The 23,569-nt window shown below is 44.6% G+C and carries 23 protein-coding genes and 1 pseudogene; 14 read left to right on the top strand and 10 right to left on the bottom strand.

What is annotated here, in order from left to right:
- Positions 1-220 precede the first annotated feature (220 nt).
- Genes rpmH through GWK74_05005 form a run of 4 tightly spaced genes read left to right on the top strand, consistent with a single transcriptional unit; the run spans position 221 to position 2,204 of the window.
- The gene (gene rpmH, locus GWK74_05020; protein QHU90830.1) at positions 221-358 is read left to right on the top strand and encodes a 50S ribosomal protein L34; all 138 of its coding nucleotides are present in this window, start codon (positions 221-223) and stop codon (positions 356-358) included.
- A gap of 52 nt (positions 359-410) precedes the next feature.
- Positions 411-758, top strand: a complete 348-nt coding sequence (rnpA, locus tag GWK74_05015) for a ribonuclease P protein component (protein ID QHU90829.1) — start codon at positions 411-413, stop codon at positions 756-758.
- Positions 759-782: 24 nt separating this feature from the next.
- Positions 783-1,733: a membrane protein insertase YidC gene (yidC, locus tag GWK74_05010; GenBank protein QHU90828.1), complete on the top strand. Its 951-nt coding sequence runs from the start codon at positions 783-785 to the stop codon at positions 1,731-1,733.
- Between the two features lie 9 nt (positions 1,734-1,742).
- Positions 1,743-2,204: a KH domain-containing protein gene (locus tag GWK74_05005; GenBank protein QHU90827.1), complete on the top strand. Its 462-nt coding sequence runs from the start codon at positions 1,743-1,745 to the stop codon at positions 2,202-2,204.
- Here GWK74_05005 and GWK74_05000 read toward each other — a convergent pair.
- Together GWK74_05000 and GWK74_04995 are read right to left on the bottom strand one after the other, a co-directional pair.
- Complete coding sequence (locus GWK74_05000; protein ID QHU90826.1) at positions 2,201-2,617, bottom strand: GtrA family protein; 417 nt, start codon at positions 2,615-2,617, stop codon at positions 2,201-2,203. The genes GWK74_05005 and GWK74_05000 overlap by 4 nt on opposite strands.
- A gap of 12 nt (positions 2,618-2,629) precedes the next feature.
- Positions 2,630-3,643, bottom strand: coding sequence for a glycosyltransferase (locus GWK74_04995; protein ID QHU90825.1), 1,014 nt, complete (start codon positions 3,641-3,643; stop codon positions 2,630-2,632).
- A 47-nt stretch (positions 3,644-3,690) separates the two neighbouring features.
- On the opposite strand from GWK74_04995, the gene GWK74_04990 reads away from it, so the two are divergent.
- Genes GWK74_04990 through GWK74_04980 form a run of 3 tightly spaced genes read left to right on the top strand, consistent with a single transcriptional unit; the run spans position 3,691 to position 7,473 of the window.
- Entirely contained in the window at positions 3,691-4,491 is an 801-nt protein-coding gene (locus GWK74_04990; GenBank protein QHU90867.1) for an ABC transporter permease, read from the top strand.
- Between the two features lie 2 nt (positions 4,492-4,493).
- Positions 4,494-5,654 carry an ATP-binding cassette domain-containing protein gene (locus GWK74_04985; protein ID QHU90824.1) on the top strand — a complete coding sequence of 387 codons (1,161 nt, stop codon included), beginning with the start codon at positions 4,494-4,496 and terminating at the stop codon, positions 5,652-5,654.
- Positions 5,655-5,664: 10 nt separating this feature from the next.
- Positions 5,665-7,473, top strand: coding sequence for a glycosyltransferase (locus tag GWK74_04980; protein ID QHU90823.1), 1,809 nt, complete (start codon positions 5,665-5,667; stop codon positions 7,471-7,473).
- 71 nt (positions 7,474-7,544) lie between these two features.
- Here the strand turns inward: GWK74_04980 and GWK74_04975 are convergent, their stop codons facing one another.
- The 3 genes from GWK74_04975 to GWK74_04965 all read right to left on the bottom strand — a co-directional run bounded on the left by GWK74_04975 (position 7,545) and on the right by GWK74_04965 (position 11,894).
- The gene (locus GWK74_04975) at positions 7,545-9,242 is read right to left on the bottom strand and encodes a hypothetical protein (protein ID QHU90822.1); all 1,698 of its coding nucleotides are present in this window, start codon (positions 9,240-9,242) and stop codon (positions 7,545-7,547) included.
- Positions 9,239-9,826, bottom strand: coding sequence for a hypothetical protein (locus tag GWK74_04970; protein QHU90821.1), 588 nt, complete (start codon positions 9,824-9,826; stop codon positions 9,239-9,241). The genes GWK74_04975 and GWK74_04970 overlap by 4 nt, the downstream gene beginning before the upstream one ends.
- 61 nt (positions 9,827-9,887) lie before the next feature.
- Positions 9,888-11,894 (bottom strand): hypothetical protein, encoded by a 2,007-nt coding sequence (locus GWK74_04965; protein QHU90820.1) that lies wholly within the window; start codon positions 11,892-11,894, stop codon positions 9,888-9,890.
- Between the two features lie 134 nt (positions 11,895-12,028).
- Between GWK74_04965 and GWK74_04960 the strand changes: the two genes are divergently transcribed.
- The 5 genes from GWK74_04960 to GWK74_04940 are packed head-to-tail and all read left to right on the top strand — an operon-like array spanning position 12,029 to position 16,739.
- On the top strand, positions 12,029-13,126 hold the full coding sequence (locus tag GWK74_04960; protein QHU90819.1) for an aminotransferase class V-fold PLP-dependent enzyme: 1,098 nt from the start codon (positions 12,029-12,031) through the stop codon (positions 13,124-13,126).
- Positions 13,116-14,108, top strand: coding sequence for a Gfo/Idh/MocA family oxidoreductase (locus GWK74_04955; GenBank protein ID QHU90818.1), 993 nt, complete (start codon positions 13,116-13,118; stop codon positions 14,106-14,108). Before GWK74_04960 ends, GWK74_04955 begins: the two co-directional genes overlap by 11 nt.
- A 21-nt stretch (positions 14,109-14,129) precedes the next feature.
- A complete protein-coding gene (locus GWK74_04950) occupies positions 14,130-15,212 on the top strand; it encodes a carboxylate--amine ligase (protein ID QHU90817.1) in 1,083 nt (360 codons plus the stop codon).
- Positions 15,212-16,096 (top strand): NAD-dependent epimerase/dehydratase family protein, encoded by an 885-nt coding sequence (locus tag GWK74_04945; GenBank protein QHU90816.1) that lies wholly within the window; start codon positions 15,212-15,214, stop codon positions 16,094-16,096. The genes GWK74_04950 and GWK74_04945 overlap by 1 nt, the downstream gene beginning before the upstream one ends.
- A gap of 31 nt (positions 16,097-16,127) precedes the next feature.
- A complete protein-coding gene (locus GWK74_04940) occupies positions 16,128-16,739 on the top strand; it encodes an HAD hydrolase-like protein (GenBank protein QHU90815.1) in 612 nt (203 codons plus the stop codon).
- A gap of 1 nt (position 16,740) precedes the next feature.
- Here GWK74_04940 and GWK74_04935 read toward each other — a convergent pair whose 3' ends face one another.
- The gene (locus tag GWK74_04935; GenBank protein QHU90814.1) at positions 16,741-17,697 is read right to left on the bottom strand and encodes a glycosyltransferase; all 957 of its coding nucleotides are present in this window, start codon (positions 17,695-17,697) and stop codon (positions 16,741-16,743) included.
- Between the two features lie 62 nt (positions 17,698-17,759).
- Between GWK74_04935 and GWK74_04930 the strand changes: the two genes are divergently transcribed.
- Positions 17,760-18,173, top strand: a complete 414-nt coding sequence (locus tag GWK74_04930) for a hypothetical protein (GenBank protein ID QHU90813.1) — start codon at positions 17,760-17,762, stop codon at positions 18,171-18,173.
- 112 nt (positions 18,174-18,285) lie between these two features.
- Here the strand turns inward: GWK74_04930 and rfbA are convergent, their stop codons facing one another.
- On the bottom strand, positions 18,286-19,134 hold the full coding sequence (gene rfbA / locus GWK74_04925; protein ID QHU90812.1) for a glucose-1-phosphate thymidylyltransferase RfbA: 849 nt from the start codon (positions 19,132-19,134) through the stop codon (positions 18,286-18,288).
- Between the two features lie 167 nt (positions 19,135-19,301).
- On the opposite strand from rfbA, the gene GWK74_04920 reads away from it, so the two are divergent.
- On the top strand, positions 19,302-20,540 hold the full coding sequence (locus tag GWK74_04920) for a hypothetical protein (protein QHU90811.1): 1,239 nt from the start codon (positions 19,302-19,304) through the stop codon (positions 20,538-20,540).
- On the opposite strand, the pseudogene GWK74_04915 reads toward GWK74_04920, so the two are convergent.
- The 3 genes and pseudogenes from GWK74_04915 to rfbB form a co-directional block, all read right to left on the bottom strand.
- Positions 20,537-21,974: pseudogene (locus GWK74_04915) on the bottom strand (sugar nucleotide-binding protein). The gene GWK74_04920 and the pseudogene GWK74_04915 sit on opposite strands and share 4 nt — an antisense overlap.
- Positions 21,971-22,516 (bottom strand): NUDIX domain-containing protein, encoded by a 546-nt coding sequence (locus tag GWK74_04910; GenBank protein QHU90810.1) that lies wholly within the window; start codon positions 22,514-22,516, stop codon positions 21,971-21,973. Before GWK74_04910 ends, GWK74_04915 begins: the two are co-directional and overlap by 4 nt.
- 3 nt (positions 22,517-22,519) lie before the next feature.
- Complete coding sequence (gene rfbB / locus GWK74_04905; GenBank protein QHU90866.1) at positions 22,520-23,524, bottom strand: dTDP-glucose 4,6-dehydratase; 1,005 nt, start codon at positions 23,522-23,524, stop codon at positions 22,520-22,522.
- Between the last annotated feature and the right edge of the window lie 45 nt (positions 23,525-23,569).

Genomic DNA, 23,569 nt, shown 5'->3' with positions numbered 1-23,569 from the left:
AATACCTTCCCCCTCGGAACTACGTTGATAACCCTACTATAGCAAAAAATCAGACTTTTCCACAAGCACAGGAGCCATCATAAAATTCAGGGACTCTCGAGGTGATTTTTCCACAGCAATGAACCACCTCTGATAAATATGTGGAAAAAACAGCAGAAACGGTGGAAAGTTTATCCATGACTTGCAAAAAATGTCAAAAAAGGCTACACTAAATGACGATATGCCAAAGCGAACATTTCAACCACACAAGCGACATCGCGCCAAGACGCACGGTTTTCGAGCTCGTGTTTCGACCAAGGCTGGCCGCGCTGTCCTGAAGCGTCGTCGCCTCAAGGGTCGCGCTAAAATCGCTATCTAGAACGCAAACTCCCGCCTCGCCTAACAGGGCGGGATTTTGCTATACTGGACTTATGTTACGTCACGTCAACCGATTTCATGGTCATGGTAGCCTGCGCTATGTCTATGCGCGCGGGCGGGCAATTCGCTCATCGCAGCTCACCATGAAATATATTGTCAATCCGCACCGTCGCCATGGTCGGTTTTCGGTAGTGATTAGTAAAAAGGTGCTTAAATCCGCCGTCAAACGCAACCGCGTACGTCGCCGAATTTACGAAATTATCCGACTCGAGTTGCCACATATTCGGGGTGGGTTTGATGTTGTTATTATGGTGTTTTCGCCGGAGGTGCTGGTGATGCCACATAGCGACCTAAGGACGGCAGTAAAACAACTCTTTTCACAGGCGGGGCTGTATAAATAGCGCCACCTCTGGTATAATGAGGACATGAACATGTTTGATGTGGTTATTGTGCAACCAATTTTTAACTTGCTGATGGCAATTTATGCGCTAATTCCAGGCGGCGACTTTGGGGTTAGCGTTGTACTGTTTACAATAATTGTGCGTTTTCTGTTGTGGCCGCTGGTTAAGAAGCAGCTCCATCAAGCCAAAGCGATGCGTAAGATACAGCCCGAACTTGCCAAGCTGAACAAAAAATATAAGAATAATCCACAGATGCGGGCGATGGCGATGATGGATGTGTACAAAAAGCATAACATCAAGCCGATGAGCTCTATCCTAGTACTCCTTATCCAGCTGCCAGTACTGATCGCGATTTACCGTGTAGTGCAGATATTCGTATTGCAGCGCTCAGAGCTCGCTAAGTACACATACGACGTAATGGAGCAGTGGGAGCCGGTCAAGCACTTGATCGCCAATCCAGATCACTTTAACCAGAATTTCTTGGGGCTGATGGACCTGACGAAGCAGGCGTTATCATCAAGTGGTGTATCAATTGGGTTGCTCATCCTTGCCTTGGTGGCCGCTGTTTTGCAATATTTATTATCAAAGCAGATGTCGCCAAGTTCGGACAACAAGAAGCGGTTGCGTGATGTGCTGATGGAGGCGGGCGAGGGTAAGAACGCTGACCAAACTGAGGTTAACGCCATTGTCACGCGCAAAATGATGAAGGTTATGCCGGTGTTTATGTTCCTTATTATGATCAGTTTGCCAGGGGCGCTGGCGCTCTATATGGCAACCTCAAACATTGCTGCCTACACTCAAAACGCTATTATTCTCAAGCAAGATGGTGCGGAAATGCAGCAGATTGCCGGCGAAAAGCGTTCGCCAAAATCTACGAGCAAGTCTGCCGCATCAGCAAAAAAGTCAAAAGCCGCTTCGCAACGAGCAGCTACAGCGACGGAGGCAAATATCACGCGGATAAAAGCGAAGGATTAAGGAGGCTACATGGATCAAATCGCGACCATTGAATTTGTCAAGAAATACCTAGAGGACTTTTTAGCGTTCTTTGACCTTAATCTGGATGTTGATGTGAGTGTTGAAGATGAGGTTATCAAGGCTGTTGTGCCGTCGAGCGAGCGCAATAGTCTGCTCATTGGGCGGAATGCCGAGACGCTGCGAAGTTTACAAACAGTGGTGTCGGCAATTTTACGCAACCGTCAGGCGGCGCTGGTGCGGGTGAACATTGATATTGCTGATTATAAAAAGCAGCACGCAGAAAAGATTGCTGACAAGGCGCGCGGCTGGATCGAAGAGGTACGGCGAACTGGTGAAACGAAAATTATCGAACTAAATTCGGCTGATCGTTGGGTGGTACACCACGTAGCGAGCGACTATAGCGATATTGAGACGCACTCTGAGGGCGAAGGCCGTGCGCGGCACTTGGTGATCTCGCAGAAGAGTTCTTAATCTTTGAAGACAACATTGGTATAGAGTAGGTAGTTCCAGATAAGGCTGGCAACGGTGGCGATGAGTTTGCTGATAAGCAGCGCCACCGACTGGCTAAGATTGAAGCTGATGAAAATTGGCGCAAGCAGTGCAATGATGATCGTCTGAATCACCCAGAGACCAAATAGGGTAACTAGCGTGAAGAGGAGTAGCTGGCGGCGAACATTGCCGGTACGCGAGCGAAAGGTGAATGATCGATTAGCGATAAAACTAAAGGCAAAGGCAATGGTCGTCGAGATAATATTAGCCAATTCTTTCGGCGTGCTAATAAACCAAGTCAGCATAAACAGTATACCAAAATCAATGGCGGTGTTGATGGTACCGATGAGGAGGTAGCGGAACTTGGTGGCGTGGTTGGTTATACATGGCCGCATACTGCCATGATATTATCTCATTCTGAAAAACCGCTTAAATTTTAATAGCCCGGTTTGATTAGGTAACGGTCCATCGTGAATAATGCCGTGGATGTAGTCGACGGAAACCCTGCGGCTTCTCTGAATTGATACGCGTTTGTGATAAGCGGCAGGCTTGTGAATGATTGAAACCAACACACCCTTAAGCGCAGGCCAGCCGCTACCGTGGCGGACAGCGCTAGCGAAAATTAGCCAATATGCCAGGAAAAAGCGCAGGCCAATATACCAAAATAGCTTTCCTGGAACGTTTTTAATAAAGACCAACGGTAGGTTTTTGAAGGTGTTGTAAACGGCGAGACCCGGTACTTTTTTACTGCTAGCGCCAACCTTGTGGTAGGCAACTGCTTTGGGTGTAAAGCGGACTTTCCAGCCAGCCAGCTGAGCGCGAAAACTGAGATCGACATCTTCGTAATACATGAAAAAGTCCTCGTCGAACATATCGATATCGTCAAAAATTTCCGCGCGATAAATCGCTCCGCCGCCAGTTGCGCCAAAAACCTCGCCAGGTTTGTCCGGTGCATTTTTGATAGGCTCATCACGACCGCGCGGACCAGGCAGGCCCCAGGTAGTATAAAAATCACCTGAAGAGTCAATAGTTTTTCCGTCTCGTCTGGCTAACAACCCAGTCACGATACCGCAATCATTGTGACCGGCCAGCTCACTTAACAGGGACCTACACCAGTCAATATCAGCGACCGCATCAGGATTAAGAACACCCACAAACTCAAACTTTTGGGTAAGTGCGTACCTCAGGCCGGTATTAATACCGGCGGCAAACCCTAGATTTCGTGGGTTTTTAATTAAAGTGATATCTTCTTTTTGATGAAATGCGATATAGCTTTCAAATATATCAACAGAATTATCACTCGAATTGTTGTCCACTATGATAATAGTAGGCTTTAGCGTCTGGCTCGTTAGTGACTTAATACACTCTATGGCATCATCTGAACCATTCCAATTAAGAACGATAATCGCAAGTCTATTCATAATACTCCTCTCGTATTGTATAATAAGTGATACAGATTATGAAATGGTTGGAAATTTTCAGTAGAAAAAACAGAATTCTCCTAAGGGAATTGGTTGTTACAGATTTTAAGTTGCGCTACCAGGGTTCTATGCTCGGATATGTGTGGAGTATCCTCAAGCCGCTTTTTCTTTTTTCCATATTATACATAGTGTTTGATAAGTTCCTCGGTGTTGGAAGAAATATCCAACATTTTCCGGTATATCTATTATTGGGTATAATCTTGTGGAATTTTTTTGTAGAAGCAACTAATCAAGGCCTGAATTCTATAGTAAGCCGGGGTGATCTGCTTAGAAAAATTAATTTTCCAAAGTACATCGTTGTTATCTCTGGGACAGTCTCCTCTCTGATAAATCTGTTTTTTAATATGATTGTTGTGCTATTATTCATTTTTGTTAGTGGTGTACAGCTGTCTTGGATGTCACTGCTTATTCTACCGCTTATCATTGAGCTATACATATTTGCGTTAGGTATCGCTTTTTTCTTGTCAGCTCTCAACGTTAAATCACGAGATACGGGTTATTTGTGGGAGGTGATTACTCAGGCTGCATTTTATGCAACGCCTGTTATCTATCCACTTCAAATGGTTTTACAAAAGAGTAGTGTTGCGGTTGATCTGCTTTTTCTTAATCCGGTTACGCAGATTATTCAGGACAGTAGATATATCCTCATTACTAAAGATACGATGGTGATGTGGGATCGGCTAAACATATGGATGTTATCAATACCGTTTCTCGTGATAGTGATAGTCGGTGTGTTTGCGATACGGTATTTTAAGAAGCGTTCAAGAACATTTGCGGAGGAGATTTAACGATGGACGATATTGCGGTGGCCGTTAACACGCTGACAAAAACATTCAAAATACCAACAGAAGCCAGTAACGGTATCAAGCAAAAAACAATCAATTATCTTAAAGGCAAAAAAGGGTATCGAGAGTTTACTCCCCTAAAAGATATTTCATTTGAGATTAAAAAAGGCGAGTTCTTTGGTATAGTTGGTAAAAATGGATCAGGAAAGAGTACACTACTAAAATCAATCGCTCAAATTTATACGCCAACAGGGGGTTCGGTGCAGGTAAACGGATCTCTCGTTCCGTTTATTGAGCTTGGGGTTGGTTTTAACCCCGAGTTGACCGGTCGAGAAAATATATTTCTAAACGGTGCCCTATTAGGATTTAGCCATAAAGAGATGGAATTGATGTACGATGATATTGTCGAATTTTCCGAGTTGGCAGATTTTATGGAAGAAAAACTAAAAAACTATTCATCAGGAATGCAGGTTAGATTGGCGTTTTCAGTGGCGATTAAAGCCCGTGGTGACATCCTGATGCTCGATGAGGTGCTGGCTGTTGGTGACGCGGCATTTCAGCAGAAATGCTTTGATTATTTTGAAAAGGTTAAGCGAAGTGGTCAAACAGTAGTTTTTGTCACGCATGACATGAATGCTGTGCGGCGATTTTGTTCAAGAGCTATGTATATAGAGAGTGGTCGCATTAAGCATATCGGGTCTCCTCAAGAGATCGCTGACCTATATACCGAGATAAATATCGAGACCATCACCAAGGCGGAGGAGGAATCTCAAGACGATTCAGTGGAGATGATTGTTGATTTACCGGATAAAAAGTCTTTTACCCAAAAAGAAACACTTGATATTGGCGTTATTGTTGACGGTATCTCTGAGGACTTGTTTGTCAATATTTCTTTTGTATATGGTGGATTTGTGTTTGCTGATCGTAATTGCAGAGATACGCCGCAGCACTTTATCAAAAATGGAAGGAAGATTAATTTTAAGCAGCAGCTAGACTGTTTTAATCCTGGAAGATATGATATTCACATATCACTACATCGTCGGATTGACGACGGTATTGTCAAACATTTGCCACGCGCTTTCTCGTTTGTTATAAAAGGAAAGGACAAATTTCGTGATGGGCCGATGAAGTTGTTGGGAGAATGGAAATTATATGAAGGGAGATGAGTAAAGCAACATGAAAAATATGATTATCAATAGCGCAAAATTTGCTGTCCGCGCAACATTACATCCGTCATACGGTCGAAAACAAATTCGTCTGTATCGCGATCGTAAAATTGTAAATAAAAAGAGATACGATGAATACATTGAGTGGTTTGGCAAGCACACACTGACGGCCGAGCAACTTAGTGAACAAAAAGAGCAGTCTAAAAAGTTTCGTTACCGTCCGCTGATTAGCATTTTGCTACCAACATACAATACAAATCCAGAGTACCTTCGTATTTGTATTGATTCAGTGCTGGCCCAGAGTTATGATAATTGGGAATTATGTATTTCTGATGATAATTCTACGAACGAGCAGACGAAGCATGTTGTTAGGGAATATGTAAAAAAATATGACAACATTACAGCAACTTTCCGTAAAAAAAATGGTCATATAGCCGAGTCGTCAAACACCGCCCTCACTATGGCAAAAGGAGAATACATATCGCTTCTTGATCACGATGATATATTAGCGCCCAATGCACTGTTTGAGGCTGTTAATGTGATCAATAAGTATCCTGAGGTGGAGCTTATATACACTGATGAAGATAAAATTGATCAGGAGAACAATCATATAGAGCCGTTCTTTAAGCCGGACTGGAGCCCCGACTTTATGAATTCATGCAATATGGTCACTCATTTTGCAACAATGAAAACCAGCACCGTAAAAAAGGTCGGTGGCTTTACGCCGGGCACACAAGGAGCTCAAGACTGGGACCTATTCCTAAAGATTGCCGCTCAAACAGACAATATTTATCATATTCCAAAAATTCTGTATCACTGGCGTAAATCTGAAACTTCGACTGCTATGAATGCCGACAGCAAACCATATGCCTATATAAATCAAAGACGTGTACTTCGCAGTAGTGCTAGACAAAGAAACGATAATGCATATATTGACGCTCATACCGCTTTAGGTTTTTGGCGCAAGAAGTATGTCATACCGAATAGTCCGCTCGTGTCAATTATTATTCCGACTAAGGATAATTTTACCTATATCAAGAACTGCGTCGAATCAATTATTGAAGACACAACGTATCCGTATTTTGAAATCGTCATTGTTGATACGGGGTCGACAGATAAGCGGGTTAAAGATTTTTACAAAAAGCTAACCAGTGGTCTTGAAAGCGTAACCATCGTTAATTATAAAAAGAAATTTAATTTTTCAGATGCTTGCAACCAGGGGGCAAAAGCTTCTCGTGGAGAATATCTTTTATTCTTAAATAATGACACCAAAGTTATTACGCACGACTGGATACAGGCATTGTTGGAACATGCTCAAAGGCCAGAAATTGGTATGGTTGGGCCAAAGCTACTGTTCGAAGATAAGACCATTCAGCATGCCGGAATCGTCCTGTCGGAACGAGATATAGCGTTTCATCCATTTTATGGCGAGGATCAGCGGGTTGATATATTTACCTATATTTACACGGCTAATATTCGCAATGTATCGGCCGTAACCGCTGCGTGTAGTATGGTGAGTCGGAAAAAGTTTGATGAGGTTGGCGGCTTTGACCCGAAACTGCGGGTTACCTATAATGATGTTGATCTAAACCTTAAGCTGCGTAAAAAGGGTTACTACAATCTGTACACTCCTTATGCTGAACTATTTCATTATGAATCAAAGAGCGTTGGGCGCATCAATACCAGAGAAAGAGACAGCACCGAGCTACAAGAAGCGCAAAACGAGATGCGTAAAAGGTGGGGCGATTATTTGAAGCGCGACCCATTCTATAACGATAATTTTGAGCAATTTGGACCGGGCTATCGCTTACCTAAATAAAACACATACCGCAATAGCCATCATCCCCGCCAGTAAGGCGGGGATATTTGAAATACCTACACCCGAGAGGCTTAGTATGTGCCCGATGAGGTCGATATGTGACTGTCCCACGATTGCTGATTGTCGCCCCACCCATGAACCTCAATTTTATTATGAGGGGTGTCTCGGTATTTAATGTAATAGATCGTATCTCTACCTCTACCAAACAGGTCAGCTGCCACTATATCATTTGTGGCTACCACATAGCCGGCTTGCGGGTAATTGCTGGCGGTATGACGTACCCAGCTCTTTAATGATGAGTCCCAAACATGAAACTCAACTCGTCCACTTGAAGTGTTGCCGTACTTAACGTAGATAAACTCGTCCTTCTTGTCGCCATCAAGATCGGCAGCGATGACTCGACCTGTATTCATACTGGCGGCAGGGTGACTTGTTGCGGTATGTCGGAACCAACTCGTACCATTATTACTCCAGCCGTGCACCTCAATCATCCCGGTGTTGGTCTGCTCGTAGTTAATTAAATAGTATTCATCTATCCCGTCACCGTTGGTGTCAGCGGTAATAACTTCTGAGAGGAGCGGATCTATTGGTCCGGCGGTTGTTGCGGTATGTGCTAGCCAGCGCAACCCGTCTTGAGTCCAAACATGAAACTCAACTCGTCCACTTGCCGTACCATTATAGTCGACTTTCGTTAATACAGTATTCTTGTGATTTACTTTCTGTGAAATAACCTTACTATATTGTTGATTAAATGTATATGAGTTTGTGGCGACGTGTTGTGACCATGCCTGTAAGTGAGCGTCTGTCCAGGTATGTATCTCAGCACATTTACTACCAGTGTTATTTGGAACTGTGACAGTTAATGTATCTCGACCGCCATTTATTCTGGTTGGTGTTATTCGAGCGCCAGTAGCGATACCTGGCAGGTTTTGACCATCTCGACAAGCAAAAGAGCTGCTTGAGCGAGTACCGCCAAACCAATCGGTGAAATAATTATAGAAATTACGATTTCCGTAGGCACTACAACCGTTACCCGTGCCATAGCCAGCAGCTAAAGCAGCAGCATTTGGCTGGTATGGTGTGTAGCTATATAATGCGGCGGTCGTCCAATTTTGAATATTTACATGTGATCCACCACAGGCCGCATTTGGACTCCAGCGAACAAAATTAACGCCGGTCGTATATGGAGAATACCAATTCGGATTACGAGTAATGATATAATGGAAGTGTTTTGCAGCCCACTCTAGTTGGTTTTCCAAGCCAAAATATTTACTATCACAGGCGGCCGTGTCTGGACAGCCGTAGCCGGTTGCACTTCTAAATTGACCGCGCGTTGGCCAAACATCAGTCACTAACGCCTGCTCCTTTTGTAGAAGAACTATAAGAAGTTGAGGGTTGACGTGATATTTTTGGGCGGCATCAAAAATTAATTGAGCAGCACTTCTTCTATCTCCCGATCGGTAATCACGTAGACAGGTATACGGTGGACCATGCCAGCCGCGCAAAGAAGCATACTGAGCACGGCTAATGTCGGGCCTTCCGAACTCTCTTGCCGGTTGAGATCCGTTAGTGTCGCATTGGGGAACTTTGCTGTTGAGAAAAGCTTGAATTTGCTGCGCATTCATAGATCCATAATTGGTGGCAACTGTATCATCCATGATGTTGCCTGGATCAAAATCATTCAAGGTAGCCGACACTGGTAATGAAGTAAACAATACTCCCAGGCAGATTGATATCGACAGTCCTACGCTGAGTAGAAACTTTTTCATATAGTTACCTCCCCCTCGGCGCTACCAGTAACGGTAGCATCCTCATAGTGAATTGTTATTGTCCATTTTCCCGGGGTCAGTTGAGAAAGGGGTACATTAAAGCCCTTACAGCTGGAGGTGCTCGGTCCTGCCTGTGACCCGGCGCTACTTGAATATGTTCGTCCACTGCTGTGACGCATCGACAGGGTGCAGGTGCCGTTTGAAGAAATGGTTTGGATAAGACCGCGTACGTAAAGGGTAGCAGTAGACTTATCGACTGTTGCGGCGGTTATGCTCACTCCAACCGTCGACTTACCACCGTTTGGCGACGGAGTTGGCGCCGGGGAGGGGTCGCTACCTCGCGGTGTTTTGGGTTGCGGCGAAGATTTTTTATCTCCTGCTCCCTCGGTTGTGTTTTCTAATGACTTTTCTTTTATATTGTTGCCAGCTGTTTTTTGTTCCTCTGTTGCTTCAGTAAATTGATTTTTCGTAAAAGGCCAAAATTTAAACCCATAGGCCATTAAAGCGTACCCGGTTAATAGCAAAAACAACACAACCAATACCAAGACTATTTTTTTATGGTTTCGTTTTTTCTGTATTCTCATAATTAGTAGATTATTCCCTTTATGGTTAATCATAGCAAGTACTAATGATATAGTAAAGACTTTACGGGGTTCTTTTATAAAACATGATAGTACCACCACCCACCGTGGTTTGATCAATTAATTTGTAGCAGGGAAGTTGGAGGGGAGTCGTTGCGAGAACGTGAGTAATAGTTCTACCGAGATGGTTGTTGCAACTCAAGCGCGCAATGAACACATCTGGCTGCGTTAGCTTTAAGTCGTCCGTGATTGTGTCAGACAGCAGTACGTGAGCATATCTATTGTAAATAGTTTTGTCCTTGGATACTTTCGACCAAAAATCTTTATCAGGATACGTGTGAACCCCGGTAATTGATTTGCGATTGGCCATTTGTGGAAAATTCTCCAAAACAACCGTGCCAGATAGTCCCCATGCGTCATCAGGTGATGACAGCGAAGCTATTTTGTTGGTAATTATATTACTATTATAGCCACTGCCGAGGCCTTTGTAGAGGGGTTGGATGGTTATGGTTGACATAATGCAGAGAGCTGATAGCAGCAGTAAGCCAAGCTTTTCTTTGCCAATAAAAACAAGAGCTAGGCCACCAGAAAAGCTGATCGCGGCTATACCTAATATACGTAAGTCTCCGGCAAAATTACGATTAAATTTTATAATAAATACTATCGTTAGAATATACACAATAATCATGAGACCTGAATAGAGATATACCCATGGACGGTATTTTGACACAAGCTGTTTACTGTTGGCGATAACATAAAGTAACGAAAGAGTACCCACAAAGCCCAAGCCAAGCTGAAGCCTCGTTATTGGCACAAGATGCAGCATAAAGGGCTTTGCTATTGTGGAAAACCCCGGCAAGAATAGATGTGCAGCGAAGACTAGACAGGTAGTAACGATTGCTACACCCACCCAATCTACCATTCTTTTTTTGCGCCATTGATAAAGAAGTATAAGTAATATAGGAATAATAAAGGCAAAAGGTATGATGATAGACGCTGATAGTTCGCTCTGATTGATGCTACCCTTACTTGGATCAATCGAGCCAATGGACGAATTATCCTGTAGACGATACTGACTATAGCCTGCTAATCCAATGAGGTCGGCCTGTGACGGTGTGCCTGAGTGTACAAAGCGTGCTCCGGGATAGTCTGTGCCAGAGATGGCTCGCACCGCATCCAGCCTAGTGATTAAAAATACGCCGATGATACCAATGGCCACTAAGGTAGAGCCAGCCAGAACAACTGTGTTGATATACAGTCTCTTGCGTGTCTTTTTGGTAAGTTTCTTCCAGGTGTTTATGTAATAACCAAGAAAAACTAGACCTACCGTAATTACGACGGGAATCTGAAAAGCAGGGTATAGCAATAGAGCAAATCCTACTAGTGAATAAATGAGCGAACCAGACAGTATGAGCTGCGATATGATATTGCCACGCTTATAGTTAGCGAGAAATGAAAGAGGCCTATGTTCTATCAAGCGCATGGCTGTAAGCAGTATGACAATTCCCCAGACGATGCTCATGATGGTGATTGTTTGATACCACCAGAATATAAAAGGAGTAAATGAACCGACGATAGACAGCAGGCTCGCGAGCGAGTATTTGCCGGGAAGGAATTTTAAGGCTAGAAAATATATGCTCAGCAATAATGATGCGAGCAAAAACCACCATTTAAAGGCAAGGGCAAACTCAAATGGTATAATGAAAAAAGCGAGATTCTGAGGGCGGAATATAGTCGACCACTCTTTATAGGGCGCGTCGGAGACGAGGCTCATATTTTTTCCAGAATCACCGAAGTTCTTGTTGATGAGCGGATAACCGGCTGCTTTTTGTGCAATTGTAAACTGCGTAACAACCAGCCACTCATCGCTACGAATATGTCGGGTCTCACCAGCTATGAGATTTGACGACGGTTTCCCTTGAAGAAATAGATCGTAGTACGGGCCAAACGAAGACCCGGAAATTTTTAAGCCAGTTGCAAAAAGCAAACAAATGATAACCGCCGATGGAAACAGCCATTTTTTACACGAGTCGTTTTTAAGCCTTGTGAGTATAGATCGTAGTGATTGCATGGTATTAGTATACAATAAAAACAGGAAGCATAATGCTACTTTATGAAGCACATCTCTCAGAAACAAAAAATAAAAAACGAGTAGTATGCTATACTATTAAATATAGAATAGGAGTAAGAGAGGAGATTATATACATGATAAGTATAGCAGCGCCAGTTATCGAAGAGGAAGAGCGTCGGGCGGTAAATGAAGTTATAGAATCAGGCATGTTGGCTCAGGGGCCAAAGGTTGCCGAGCTAGAAAAGAACTGGGCGGAGTATTGCGGGGTAAAACATGCGTTAGCAGTAAACAGTGGTACGGCAGCTATTCACTGTGCCTTGTATGCTACTGGTGTGAGAGAAGGCGATGAGGTCATTACTACGCCGTATAGCTTTATTGCTACTATTAACCCGATAGTAATGTTGGGTGCTCGACCAGTCCTTGTAGATATTGATGAAGAAACGTTCAATATCGATGTTTCTAAGATAGAAGCTGCTATTACTGAAAAAACAAAAGCCATCGTGCCAGTTGACTTGTATGGTCAGCCATGTAATTGGGCCAAGCTACAGGAAATTGCCAAAAAGTACGACTTAAAAATTGTTGAGGATGCGTGCCAGGCCATTGGTGCAGAATATCAAGGAGTAAAAGCTGGCGCGTTGGGTGATTTCGGTTGTTTCTCTCTGTATGCCACCAAGAATATTATGTGTGGCGAAGGTGGTATCGTAACGACAAATAGTGATGAGGCTGCAGCAGCGATTCGTTCGTTTAGGCAACACGGTATGGTTGCGCCATACGAATACGCAGATTTGGGATATAACTATCGTATGTCAGATTTGCACGGTGCTATTGCTATTGAACAGTTGAAGAAGGTAGAATACTTCACAAAGAAACGTCAAGAAAATGCTCACAAATTAAATGATGCCTTAGCAGGCGTTGCGGGCATTAAAACGCCGACCGTTAGCGACAATCGAAACCATGTATATCATCAATACACCATTTTACTAGACAAAAACATACAACGAGATCAATTTATTGCCACCTTGAGGGACAAGGGTGTTGGGGCTGGTATTTACTATCCAAAGCCTTTGCACGTATATCCACATATCGCAAAGCTTGGCTATAAGGTCGGTGATTTCCCAGTGGCTGAAGACTTGGCGGCACGAGTTGTATCTCTGCCGGTTCATCCAAAGGTTACAGATGAAGATATTGAGGTAATCGTCGCGGCGATCAAGGAGTCTATCAATGGCCAATAAACAAGAGGGGAAATTGAGGGTCGCCGTCATTGGTACTGGTAACATGGGCAGAAACCACGTTCGTAACTATTTCATGCTTCCAGAGTCAGAGCTAGTAGCAATTGCCGACGTAAATCCTGAGGCAAAATCTCTCGCTGAGGATTATAAGGCGAAATTCTTTACTGACTACAAAGAGATGCTTGAAGAGGCGCGACCTGATGCGGTTTCTGTGGTGGTGCCAACACCATTTCATCTTGAGGTGGCTACGGAAGTTATGTCGCGAGGTATTCACTGTATGCTTGAGAAGCCGATTGCCTCGTCGGTGGAAGAGGCTGACAAGTTGATTGCTTGTGCTAAGAAGAATAACGTTACCTTTACGGTTGGTCACATTGAGCGATTTAATCCAGTCATCAAGAAGTTGAAACAGATGGTTGACGACGATGCCATTGGCGAGATCACCTCGGTGGTATGTAAACGCGTTGGTGGATTTCCAGCGGTGGAGCCAAAAACTGATGTCATCATTGACTTAGCAGTACACGATGTTGATATAGCGAACTACCTTTTGGGCCAAAAACCAAAATCTATTTCTAGTCACGGCTCACGCACTCGCCACAGTAGAAAGATTGATTCGGCGGAGATACTAATGGATTACGGTCGGGCTTCTGGGTTTATTCAGGCCAATTGGCTCACACCAGTGAAGATTCGCAAAATTGCTTTGACCGGATCGCTCGGTTATCTGGAGGCAAATTATATTACTCAGGAACTTGTCTACTACAAACACAATATGAAAAAGATCGAAAAAGAAGGTTTCACAGAGTTTGTGTTGCAGGTTGGCGATCCAGAAAAGCGAATTATTAAGGTTGATTTTGAAGAGCCGCTCGCCGCTGAGCTAAAAGCTTTTCTGGCGAAGGCAATGGGCCGTACCGCCGCGATAGTTGATCCAAGTGATGCTCGTGAGGCGCTAAGGGTGTCGCTAGAGGCTATTGCACCATTTGAAAAATAGTAAGGAAAGGAGTTAAGTATTATGAAACGAATTTTAGTCACAGGAGCTGGCGGCTCGCCATCAGCAAACTTTATTCGCTCGCTAAGGGCGGCTGATGAAGAATATTATATTGTTGGCACAGATGCAGATAAGTATTATTTGCAGCGTGCTGAAGTTGATGCCAGGTACCTGGCGCCACTTGCGAGCGACCCAAAATATACTGATTTCTTGAACTACGTTATCGAAAAAGAAAAGATTGAATTTGTCCACGCACAGAATGATGTCGAGGTCGGTTTCTTGAGTGAAAATCGAGAAAAGATCAATGCCAAGACATTTTTCCCGGCTAAGGAAACGGTGAAAATTTTGCAAGATAAGTTTGAGTCATTTAAGCTCTGGGAAAAGGCTGGCATTAAGGTGCCAAAGACTAAGCTGATAGAAGGCCGAGATACTGACTTGGCTGCGCTCCTCGAGGAGATGGGCGGCTCGATGTGGATTCGGGCTATATCGGGTGCTGGTGGGCGTGGGTCGCTTCCGGTTCACGATGTTAAGAGCGCTAAAAACTGGCTCGATTTTCAAGAAAAAAATGGCTCATGGGATGGTAACTTTACTGTGTCTGAGTTACTTGAGCCAGAAACGGTTACGTGGATGTCTCTCTGGAAAGATGGCGAATTGGTCGTGGCGCAGGGCCGTAAGCGGCTATATTGGGAATTGGCAAAGATTTCACCGTCTGGCGTGACCGGCGCCACTGGTACGGGCGTTACGTATTCAAGTGACGAACTGGATGATATTGCACGTCGAGCAGTGTTGGCAGTTGATGATAAACCAGATGGTTTGTTTGGCGTTGATATGGCGTATGACAAAAATGGTATACCAAACCCAACAGAGATTAACATCGGTCGCTTCTTTACAACACACGAATTCTTTACTCAAGCGGGCCTAAATATGCCAGAAATGTTTGTGAAGCTTGGGTATGGCGAAGATGTACCAAAGCTAGACAAGAACACTAACCCGCTACCTGATGATCTAGTATGGATACGCGGTATGGACTTTAAGCCGGTTTTGTCAGATATGAAAACAGTTGAAGAGGGTGTTGCCGAGCGCGACCGTATTCTTCAGGAGTTGTAATGAAACTTCTTGTTACGGGAGCCTCGGGCTTCGTTGGTAGACGTTTCTTAGAAATGGCGCCGGCTGATTGGGGGATTGTTTGTTTGGGCCGGTCTCAACCAGCCAATCTCACTGAGCGCTGGATCCAGTGTGATTTAGCAGATCAAAAAAGTGTAGAGTCAGCGGTCAAGCAGGTGAGCGATGAGGCATTTGATGCCATTGTCCATTTGGCGGCATTTGTACCAAAAACAGCTGCTGATGACACACTTGAGAATGCAAGACTGGGCAATATAGATGCAACAATTAATCTATTAACTTATTTTGGTGAGAAATCTGAGAAGATTATTATCGGTAGCACAGCAGAGGTATATGATCAATCAAAAATCCACGGCCCAATCACAGAGGATAATGTCATCGCTGGCGGTTCGTACTATGGCTCTACTAAACTGGCTAGTGAACTCATTGCCCAGTCGTACGCAAAAAAGCTGAATAAAGAACTAACTATTTTGCGGTTTTCGGTAATGTATGGCGGGTATGACTCTATCGCCCGAGCGATACCAAACTTTATTCGAGCAGCGAAAGCTGGTGATGATTTGACGATTCGTGGCGCAAATGTACTGCGTGATTATGTACATACTGATGATGTTGCCCGCAGCATTATCTGTGCGGTGAATGCGAACGGTGCTGGGGTTGTTAATATTGGTACGGGTCGGGGTATTTCTATTCGGGAGACGGCTCAGACAATTGTTGATAGTACGCAGTCAACAAGCCGCATCATTGTTTTATCTGAAGACGGTGGTTCTGATATAGTCATTGATATATCTCGAGCGGAGAAGTTACTTAATTATCATCCTGAAGTGTTTTTTCCAGATAAACTTAAAGAAATGGAGAAATTGTATAAATAATAAAAATATATTCGTTGATTTTGACGGTACGTTGGTTAATATTGCCCCGCGACACTATCGGGTTTATGAAAAATGTGTTAAGGCGCTGGGCGGGACTCCGCTTAACAAAGAAGAATATTGGGAAATGAAGCGCGCTAACCTGTCTTGGGACAGGCTACTACCACTGAGCGGCCTGAGCATTAATGAAAAAGATGCATATCTCAAGTTGTTTATTGACCGAATCGAGTCGCAAGAAGAATTGGGTGCGGATGAACTCTTTAAGGATAGTTTGCGCACACTAGAGCAGTTACGGGCAAACGATAACAAGTTGTATCTATTAAGCTTGAGACGAAATGCAAATGCTCTTGATTGGCAGATTGAACATTTGGGAATTCGGCATTTGTTTGAAAAGATTTTGTCGGGCCATAGCGACACGAAAGAGGGGACGCTGCTGAAAAAGGCGGATATCGTCAGGCAAACAGTGGACAAGCCAAGTGAAGTCGTTATCATTGGCGACACCGAAGCAGACATCGCGGCGGCTCAGCAGCTCGGTGCAACCAGCATCGCCCTTATGAGCGGTATTCGTAACGAGGAATTTTTATCAGCCATGCATCCAAACCATCTCGTTGATGGTATCGGCGATGTAAACAATATCAAGCTGTAGTTTATTTCTTAAAATTGTTGTTCTCATTAGAGACATCAATGGTGAGCGCTGTTAAAACTAGCTGTACACTTAAAATAAATGGTAGTACAGCTAGCATAACGCTGCCAGCGGTCGGTGATTGATGAGCGAATAATTTAACATACAACAAGAAAGCTGCAATTAACAGCGAGATAATCAAGAAAAACATACCAGTAAACAAGAACAGGGCTACGGGATGAAATCCATACAGGACGTATTTATAGTAAATTCGTCGCCAAAAACCCTTCCATACGGCCTTGAGGTTACGCCAAGCGGTTGGGATTAGTTTAATAGTTGACTTCTCATCACCGTAATGAGCTGGTACGGCGTGGTCAATAACTTTAGCATTGACTATGGATAAGGCGGTCAGCATGCTGGTTTCATAGTCGTAGCGCTTTTCAACTATGGAGAAATCGACCTTTTCAATTATGTCGCGGCGTAGCCAACCGCAGCCATTAGTGATGTCTGTGATAGAATAATATCCAGTCGAGAATTTTGTTAGCAATGATATGAAAATATTGCCGAATTGCCGGTATTTTGGCATAGTCTTAAAGGCTTCTCGGTGGAAGAAGCGGCTAGCTTTCACGTAATCTGCTGATTGATCGATAAAATCGTCTAGCATTGCTTCGAGGTATGTCGAGTCAAACTGGTCGTCGCCCGCCACGATCCCGATAGCGGTCGCTTTGGTCTGCTCAATAGCGTAATTATATCCTGCGATGAGAGCGCCGCCGACACCTTGATTTGTTTCGTTGTCAACGACAATCAGTCGATCATTTTGCTTTTTTAATTTATTTAGAACCCCAATGGTGTCATCAGTGCTGGCATCATTAACGGCTATAACATGGTCAATGTACTTTGGTAATTTCTTGATCGTTTGAGTGATCATTTTTTCTTCGTTATAACAAGGTATAACAACTGCGGTCTCTAATTTTCTATACATACCTTTCATTATACTATAAAACATGTATCGTTGTTGAGTGTGCTATGATTAATAAAGGCAGTATGAAAAATATTAGTTTCCAGATATTTTTGTTTGGTGTTGTTGGCGGTGTAACGTTACTGATTGATACGTTGGTGACGTACATTCTTTATCACGGCGCTCACTTGCCGGTGTTTTTAGCAAGTGGTATTGGTTTTTTGTCTGGATTTTTCTTTAATTTCCCCATGAATCGTAAACAGGTTTTTCGCCACAACGAACATGACCGTTTCTCACTAAAAACACAAATTATCCTCTATGTGCTGCTGAGCGTATTTAACCTGTTCGCTACTTCGGCGGCAGTTGATGCGCTCGTTAACTTCCATATATTAGAGATTCAGTGGGCAAAGGTTGTCATAACGGCAATTTTTGCGGTTTGGAACTTTCTAGTGTTTCGATTAGTTATTTTTACCAAGAGAAAAAATATCGAAGAAAAGTAGCGGCACTGTTCCAGACTTGTTTATAGACTAAGCAGCCGTAAATAGTATGGCTGCTTAGTATACGATAAATCAATTTTACAGTAGTGAGTTACCAAAAATAGGGTAGAACATCCTAGACCAAGTATGTTCCATACCCTGATTTTTTGAGCGGTTTGGCAAGTTTCTCGAGCTGCTCGCGAGTAATCCAACCATTTTGAAAGGCAGTTTTTTCTGGACTACCAACGATTTGCCCAGTACGGGTTTGAACGACACGAACGAAGTCCTCGGCGTCGGTTAGGCTGCTGATAGTTCCTGTATCAAGCCAGACATCACCGTTATCAAGTGCTTGCACTTTTAATTTGCCACGGCGTAGGTATTCAGCGTTGACTGAAGTAATCTCTAGCTCGCCACGATCGCTCGGCTGAACGCCTTTGGCAATTTCAATCACATCGTTGTCATAGAAATAAAGTCCAACCACCGCAAAGTTTGACTTTGGCTGGGCCGGTTTTTCTTCAATTGACACTGCTTGATTGTCTTTGTCAAACTCGACGACGCCATAGCGTTCCGGATCAGACACCTCATACGCAAAGACGACACCGCCCTCCGGATCGGTACATGCCCGTAACGAATCATCAAGTGCCGCGCCGTAAAAAATATTGTCACCAAGTACCAAGGCCACCTTATCGTCACCGACAAACTCCTCACCAATGATGAACGCCTGGGCGAGACCGTCTGGGCTTGGTTGCACGGCGTATTGTAAGTTGATACCCCACTGTGAACCATTACCCAGTAGTCGTTGAAAGCCGCTTTGCTCTTCGGGTGTGGTAATAATCAAAATATCACGAATCCCAGCTTGCATCAGTGTTGTAAGGGGGTAGTAGACCATCGGTTTGTCGTAGATCGGCATCAGCTGCTTACTGATTGCCTTGGTAATTGGCCACAATCGTGTACCTGATCCACCCGCTAAGATAATTCCTTTCATAAACCTCCTTCGTGTTACATACCCACTATAACATATATTTCACCAAGTGATACAAGGAATCATCCTTGACTTTTTCCTCTAAATCTGCTAAAGTCTAAATCGTAAAACACGTATTGTATGAGATAGTCTTCAGCGAGAAGCTTCTATCTCTAAAAGGAAACTACTACATGCCAGAAAGAGACACATTTCATCACGGTAACACTGTTCCGTCTGAGGGACAGGCCACCGGCTCTCCGGAACAGACCTCGGTACCTAATACAGCAGTACAAGAGTCTGATCGGCAATATGAGGATTATGCCTTTCATCATCAGCTAATGTGCGAAGTTACCGAGGCGTTGGGCGGCAAGCGCGACATTACTTACGTACCATTTGTGCCAGACAGTTTTGGTTATAATAATATTACCAGTGTTGACAGGAATAATGCGGCGGTGAAAGAGGCGCTCAAAACAGCGGGCGCAGTCATTTGTGTTGGTCGTGAAATTGTAGTTGATCCAAATCATGACCCAGCGTTTCCAGAGCGAAACACTACGGACACGGCATCCGCTCGGTCGAATGTTGCCACTTCAAGCGAGTTGTTTCATGAGGCATGTAAGCTAGGCAATGAAGATGTAAAAGTCATTCCTACCGCTTGGATGCACAACCGCTATATTGATATGATGTTTGCATTGCCAGTTCTGGCTGAGGCTGCAGGCGTGAATGTCGAGGACGTTACTCATATATCAGAGGGGCAGATGCTTCGGCTGTTGGCAGACAAGGATCTTGGTATTTTTAATGAAGTTGCCAAACAGATGCAGGTAAAATCCAAACTAGCGCACCAAGCGTTTCATAATATTATGGCCAAGTGTGGGGTCGATGCCGATAATAACTACGAGGTAGCAAAAGCATTTCTTAAAGAGTACAAAAGTTATCCACGAACTGGTGAGTCGGTACTTATGAAAGAGTCAGCCCTAGAACATGGCGTACCAGCGGATCGCGTGATAGAGGAACCCGATTCGGTTGATACGAATACTAACCTCCTCAATGTTGCGACTGCTATTGAGAATGGTGTTTATGGCTTTGAGTTTAGTGAGGAAACTCCGCTCGTGATCGTTGCTGGTCAAGATCACTTGCCGCGCACAATGTGGATTGCTGACAAGATATTTCCTCCAAATGTTCCACTCGTATTTGTTGAAAGTGATGCGGCGCTGCCGGATAAGGAAACTCTCCACGATTCGTGTAATCGTGAGCTTGCATCATTTAGAAAAGGCAGGGAGTGGCTTCGTAATGTCCAAGGTTCAGACTATCAAGATCACCTCGAAAAACTTGAACACGTTATTGGTGGTGGCTATTTTGGTAACGAAGATATACCAAGAAAAAATCTGGCTAAATTAGCAAAAGAGATTCAAGAGGAGGCAGCAGCCCGCTAGGCGTGGGCTGACTGCTGCTCGTTGTTGATATACTGACGAAGGTCTTCGGTCCAGTCGTGGCTAATGAAACCGGTTGCGTGTAGTTTGTCGAGACTCATATCGCTACCGAGCGGTCGAGGAGCAATGCCTTCTTTGCCAGCAAAGTACTCAGCGGTTGTCGTGTCAGTAACGGTGAGGTCGTCACGTCCAGCTAGGTTAAAGATACGGCGGGTGATGTCTGCCCAAGAAGCAAGCGGGCCATCGTTTGTGGCGTTGTATGTGCCGAAGGGTGCCCGTGTAGTTAACAGATGATCAATAATCCGAACGAGTTCGCTCGTGAATGTCAGGCGGCCAATTTGATCGCTAACCACCGTCGGCGAGATGTTCTTCTCGGCGAGTCCCAACATGGTACGAACGAAGTTTTTACCTTCGCCGATAACCCAGGTGGTGCGGAGGAGATAGAATTTTTCTAGCTGTTCAACAACGAGATCACCAGCAGCCTTACTCTCGCCGTAGACATTGAGTGGGCTAAACGGCTCATTTTCAGCGTGGGGTTCTTTCGTGCCGTCAAAGACGTAATCGCTGGAAATATGCACGAGAGTCATGTCGTGCTGGCGGCAGACTCGGGCAAGGTTTGCGACTGCTGATGCGTTTACTTTCCAGGCGGCAACGCGTCCTTCTGAAGCCTCGGCACCATCAACATTGGTGAAAGCGGCAGCATTCATAATGATCGAAATACCTGACCAGTCAAACGATTCAACTGAATTGCGGTCTGCAATATCAAGTTCGCCTACATCAGCAGATCGGCTGCCTGGGTATCGTTGTCGTAGTGCAGTACCAAGCTGACCATTGGCGCCGACGATAAAAATATGACTGTTATCCATGTTAAACCTCCATTGGGATTACGTTTGCAAGTAGCGGATGAGCAGCATCCTTTTCAGAAATAATTGCCTGGTCCTTGTTGATCGGCCAATCAATACCAAGCTCCGGGTCGAACAGATTCACAAAGGTATATTTAGCATCTGGTGACCAGTGAGCGTCAACAAGATAAGTATAAGCAACGTTGTCGTCTAATGTCTGAAAGCCATTCGCGACGCCATTCGGTACGAAGATAGCCGTGCCTGGGTTGATTTCGTGGGTAAAGACCTGACCAAAGCTGTCGCCTTGACGTAGATCACACCAAGCACCAAAGACGCGTCCATTGGCGGTGGAGATAAATTTGTTCCACGGCTCGGCGTGGAGGCCGCGGGTAGCACCGGCTTTATCGTTAAAGCTGATGTTGTTTTGCACAATGTCAAATGACGGCAGTCCCAGTGCTTCCATTTTTTCCTTTTGGTAGTTTTCTTTGAACCAGCCGCGATTATCACCGTGGACAGGCATTGTGATTACAAATAATCCTGGGATTGGTGACTCAGTGACGGTGAGTTCGTTATAATTTGATGGGTCAAAGTTCATACTTCCTCCTCCAAGAACTTTTTAAAACCTTTTCTAATATCATCATTGAACACGATCTCGGGGTTAATTCCGTCAAGCGGTAACGTGACTATTTCAGCAACGTCATCGCCTGGTTTCGGTTGTGCATCGGTATGCAGGATTGCCCAGAATAGACTGGTGAGGACTGGTAGGTCTTCACCCTGGAAATGATAGGTCGCAGGTACTGAGCAGAAGTAGGTGAGCGGGCTATACCATTCTTTCGTTAGCCCTGTTTCTTCGGTGATTTCACGATGTGTAGCATCCTCAATGCTTTCACCCGCTTCTAGGAAACCACCGATACAATCAACCATACCCTTACCGGGATTAATAGCTCGCCGGGACAATACGACATGTTGTCTGTCAGATGTCAAAAAGAATACCCCAGCAGTTGGCAGGGGATTGTTAAAAATACTATGCTGATTATCGCAGACCCAAAACCCGCCAGATGTTTGATTCAGTGCTGTGCCGCATCGTCGGCAAAAGTTCATTTCGCGCTGAGAATATATATCTTTTGTAGCAACCATTCTCTATTGCCCCTGCTTTGCATAAGCTGCCTCAACGGCCTCTTTTTGCGCTTTCCACCAATCTTCGTGATCGCGGTACCATTCAATGGTTTGCAGTAGACCGTCGTGCATGCCAGTTTGGTTATCGGTGTATTCAGGCCGCCAACCTAGTTCGCGGCGTAGTTTGCTGGAGTCCATGGCATAACGCATGTCGTGGCCGGGGCGGTCATTGACGTGCTCGTACCAATCTTTACCTTTACCCATCAGCTCGCAAATCAGTTCAATCACCATCTTGTTGTTGACGTGATCGTTGTCGGCACCAATGATGTAGGTGTCGCCCAGTTTGCCTTTTTCTAGGATGAGATGGACGGCAGCATTATGATCATCGACATGAATCCAGTCGCGAACTTGCTCGCCAGTGCCGTACAGCTTGGGCTTGATATCGCTCAAGATATTGGTGATTTGGCGCGGAATAAATTTTTCGATGTGTTGGTAGGGGCCGTAGTTGTTGGAACAATTGGAAATTGTCGCTTTGACATTGAAGCTGCGAACCCAAGCACGTACCAGCATATCGCTAGATGCTTTGGTGCTGGAGTAGGGGCTGGACGGATTGTACGGCGTATCTTCAGTGAAGCGGTTTGGATCGTCGAGTTCCAAGTCGCCAAACACTTCGTCGGTCGAGATGTGGTGTAGGCGCTTACCGTGCTTGCGGATAGCTTCAAGAATTGTGTAAGTACCGACCACGTTGGTTTCGACAAACGGCCGCGGGTTGCGCAGAGAATTATCATTATGGCTTTCGGCGGCGAAATGCACGATGATATCATTTTCAGCCACTAATTTATCCATCAACTCTGCGTCGCAAATATCACCTTCCACAAAGTCGATCTGGTCAGCCACTGGCTGTAAATTAGCGCGATTACCCGCATACGTTAGTTTGTCGATAACGGTGATGTCGTATTCTGGCTTATGTTTGACGGTATAATGCACAAAATTCGAGCCAATGAACCCCGCGCCTCCCGTGACTAGCATCTTTGTCATAGCCTCATTATACATGAGATGATGAATATTGTATAA

It is taken from the genome of Candidatus Saccharibacteria bacterium oral taxon 488, assembly GCA_010202115.1.
Taxonomy (GTDB): domain Bacteria; phylum Patescibacteriota; class Saccharimonadia; order Saccharimonadales; family Saccharimonadaceae; genus Nanosynbacter.
The sequence above is the reverse complement of the archived record's forward strand: the minus strand, read 5'-3'. Positions and strand labels throughout refer to the sequence as shown.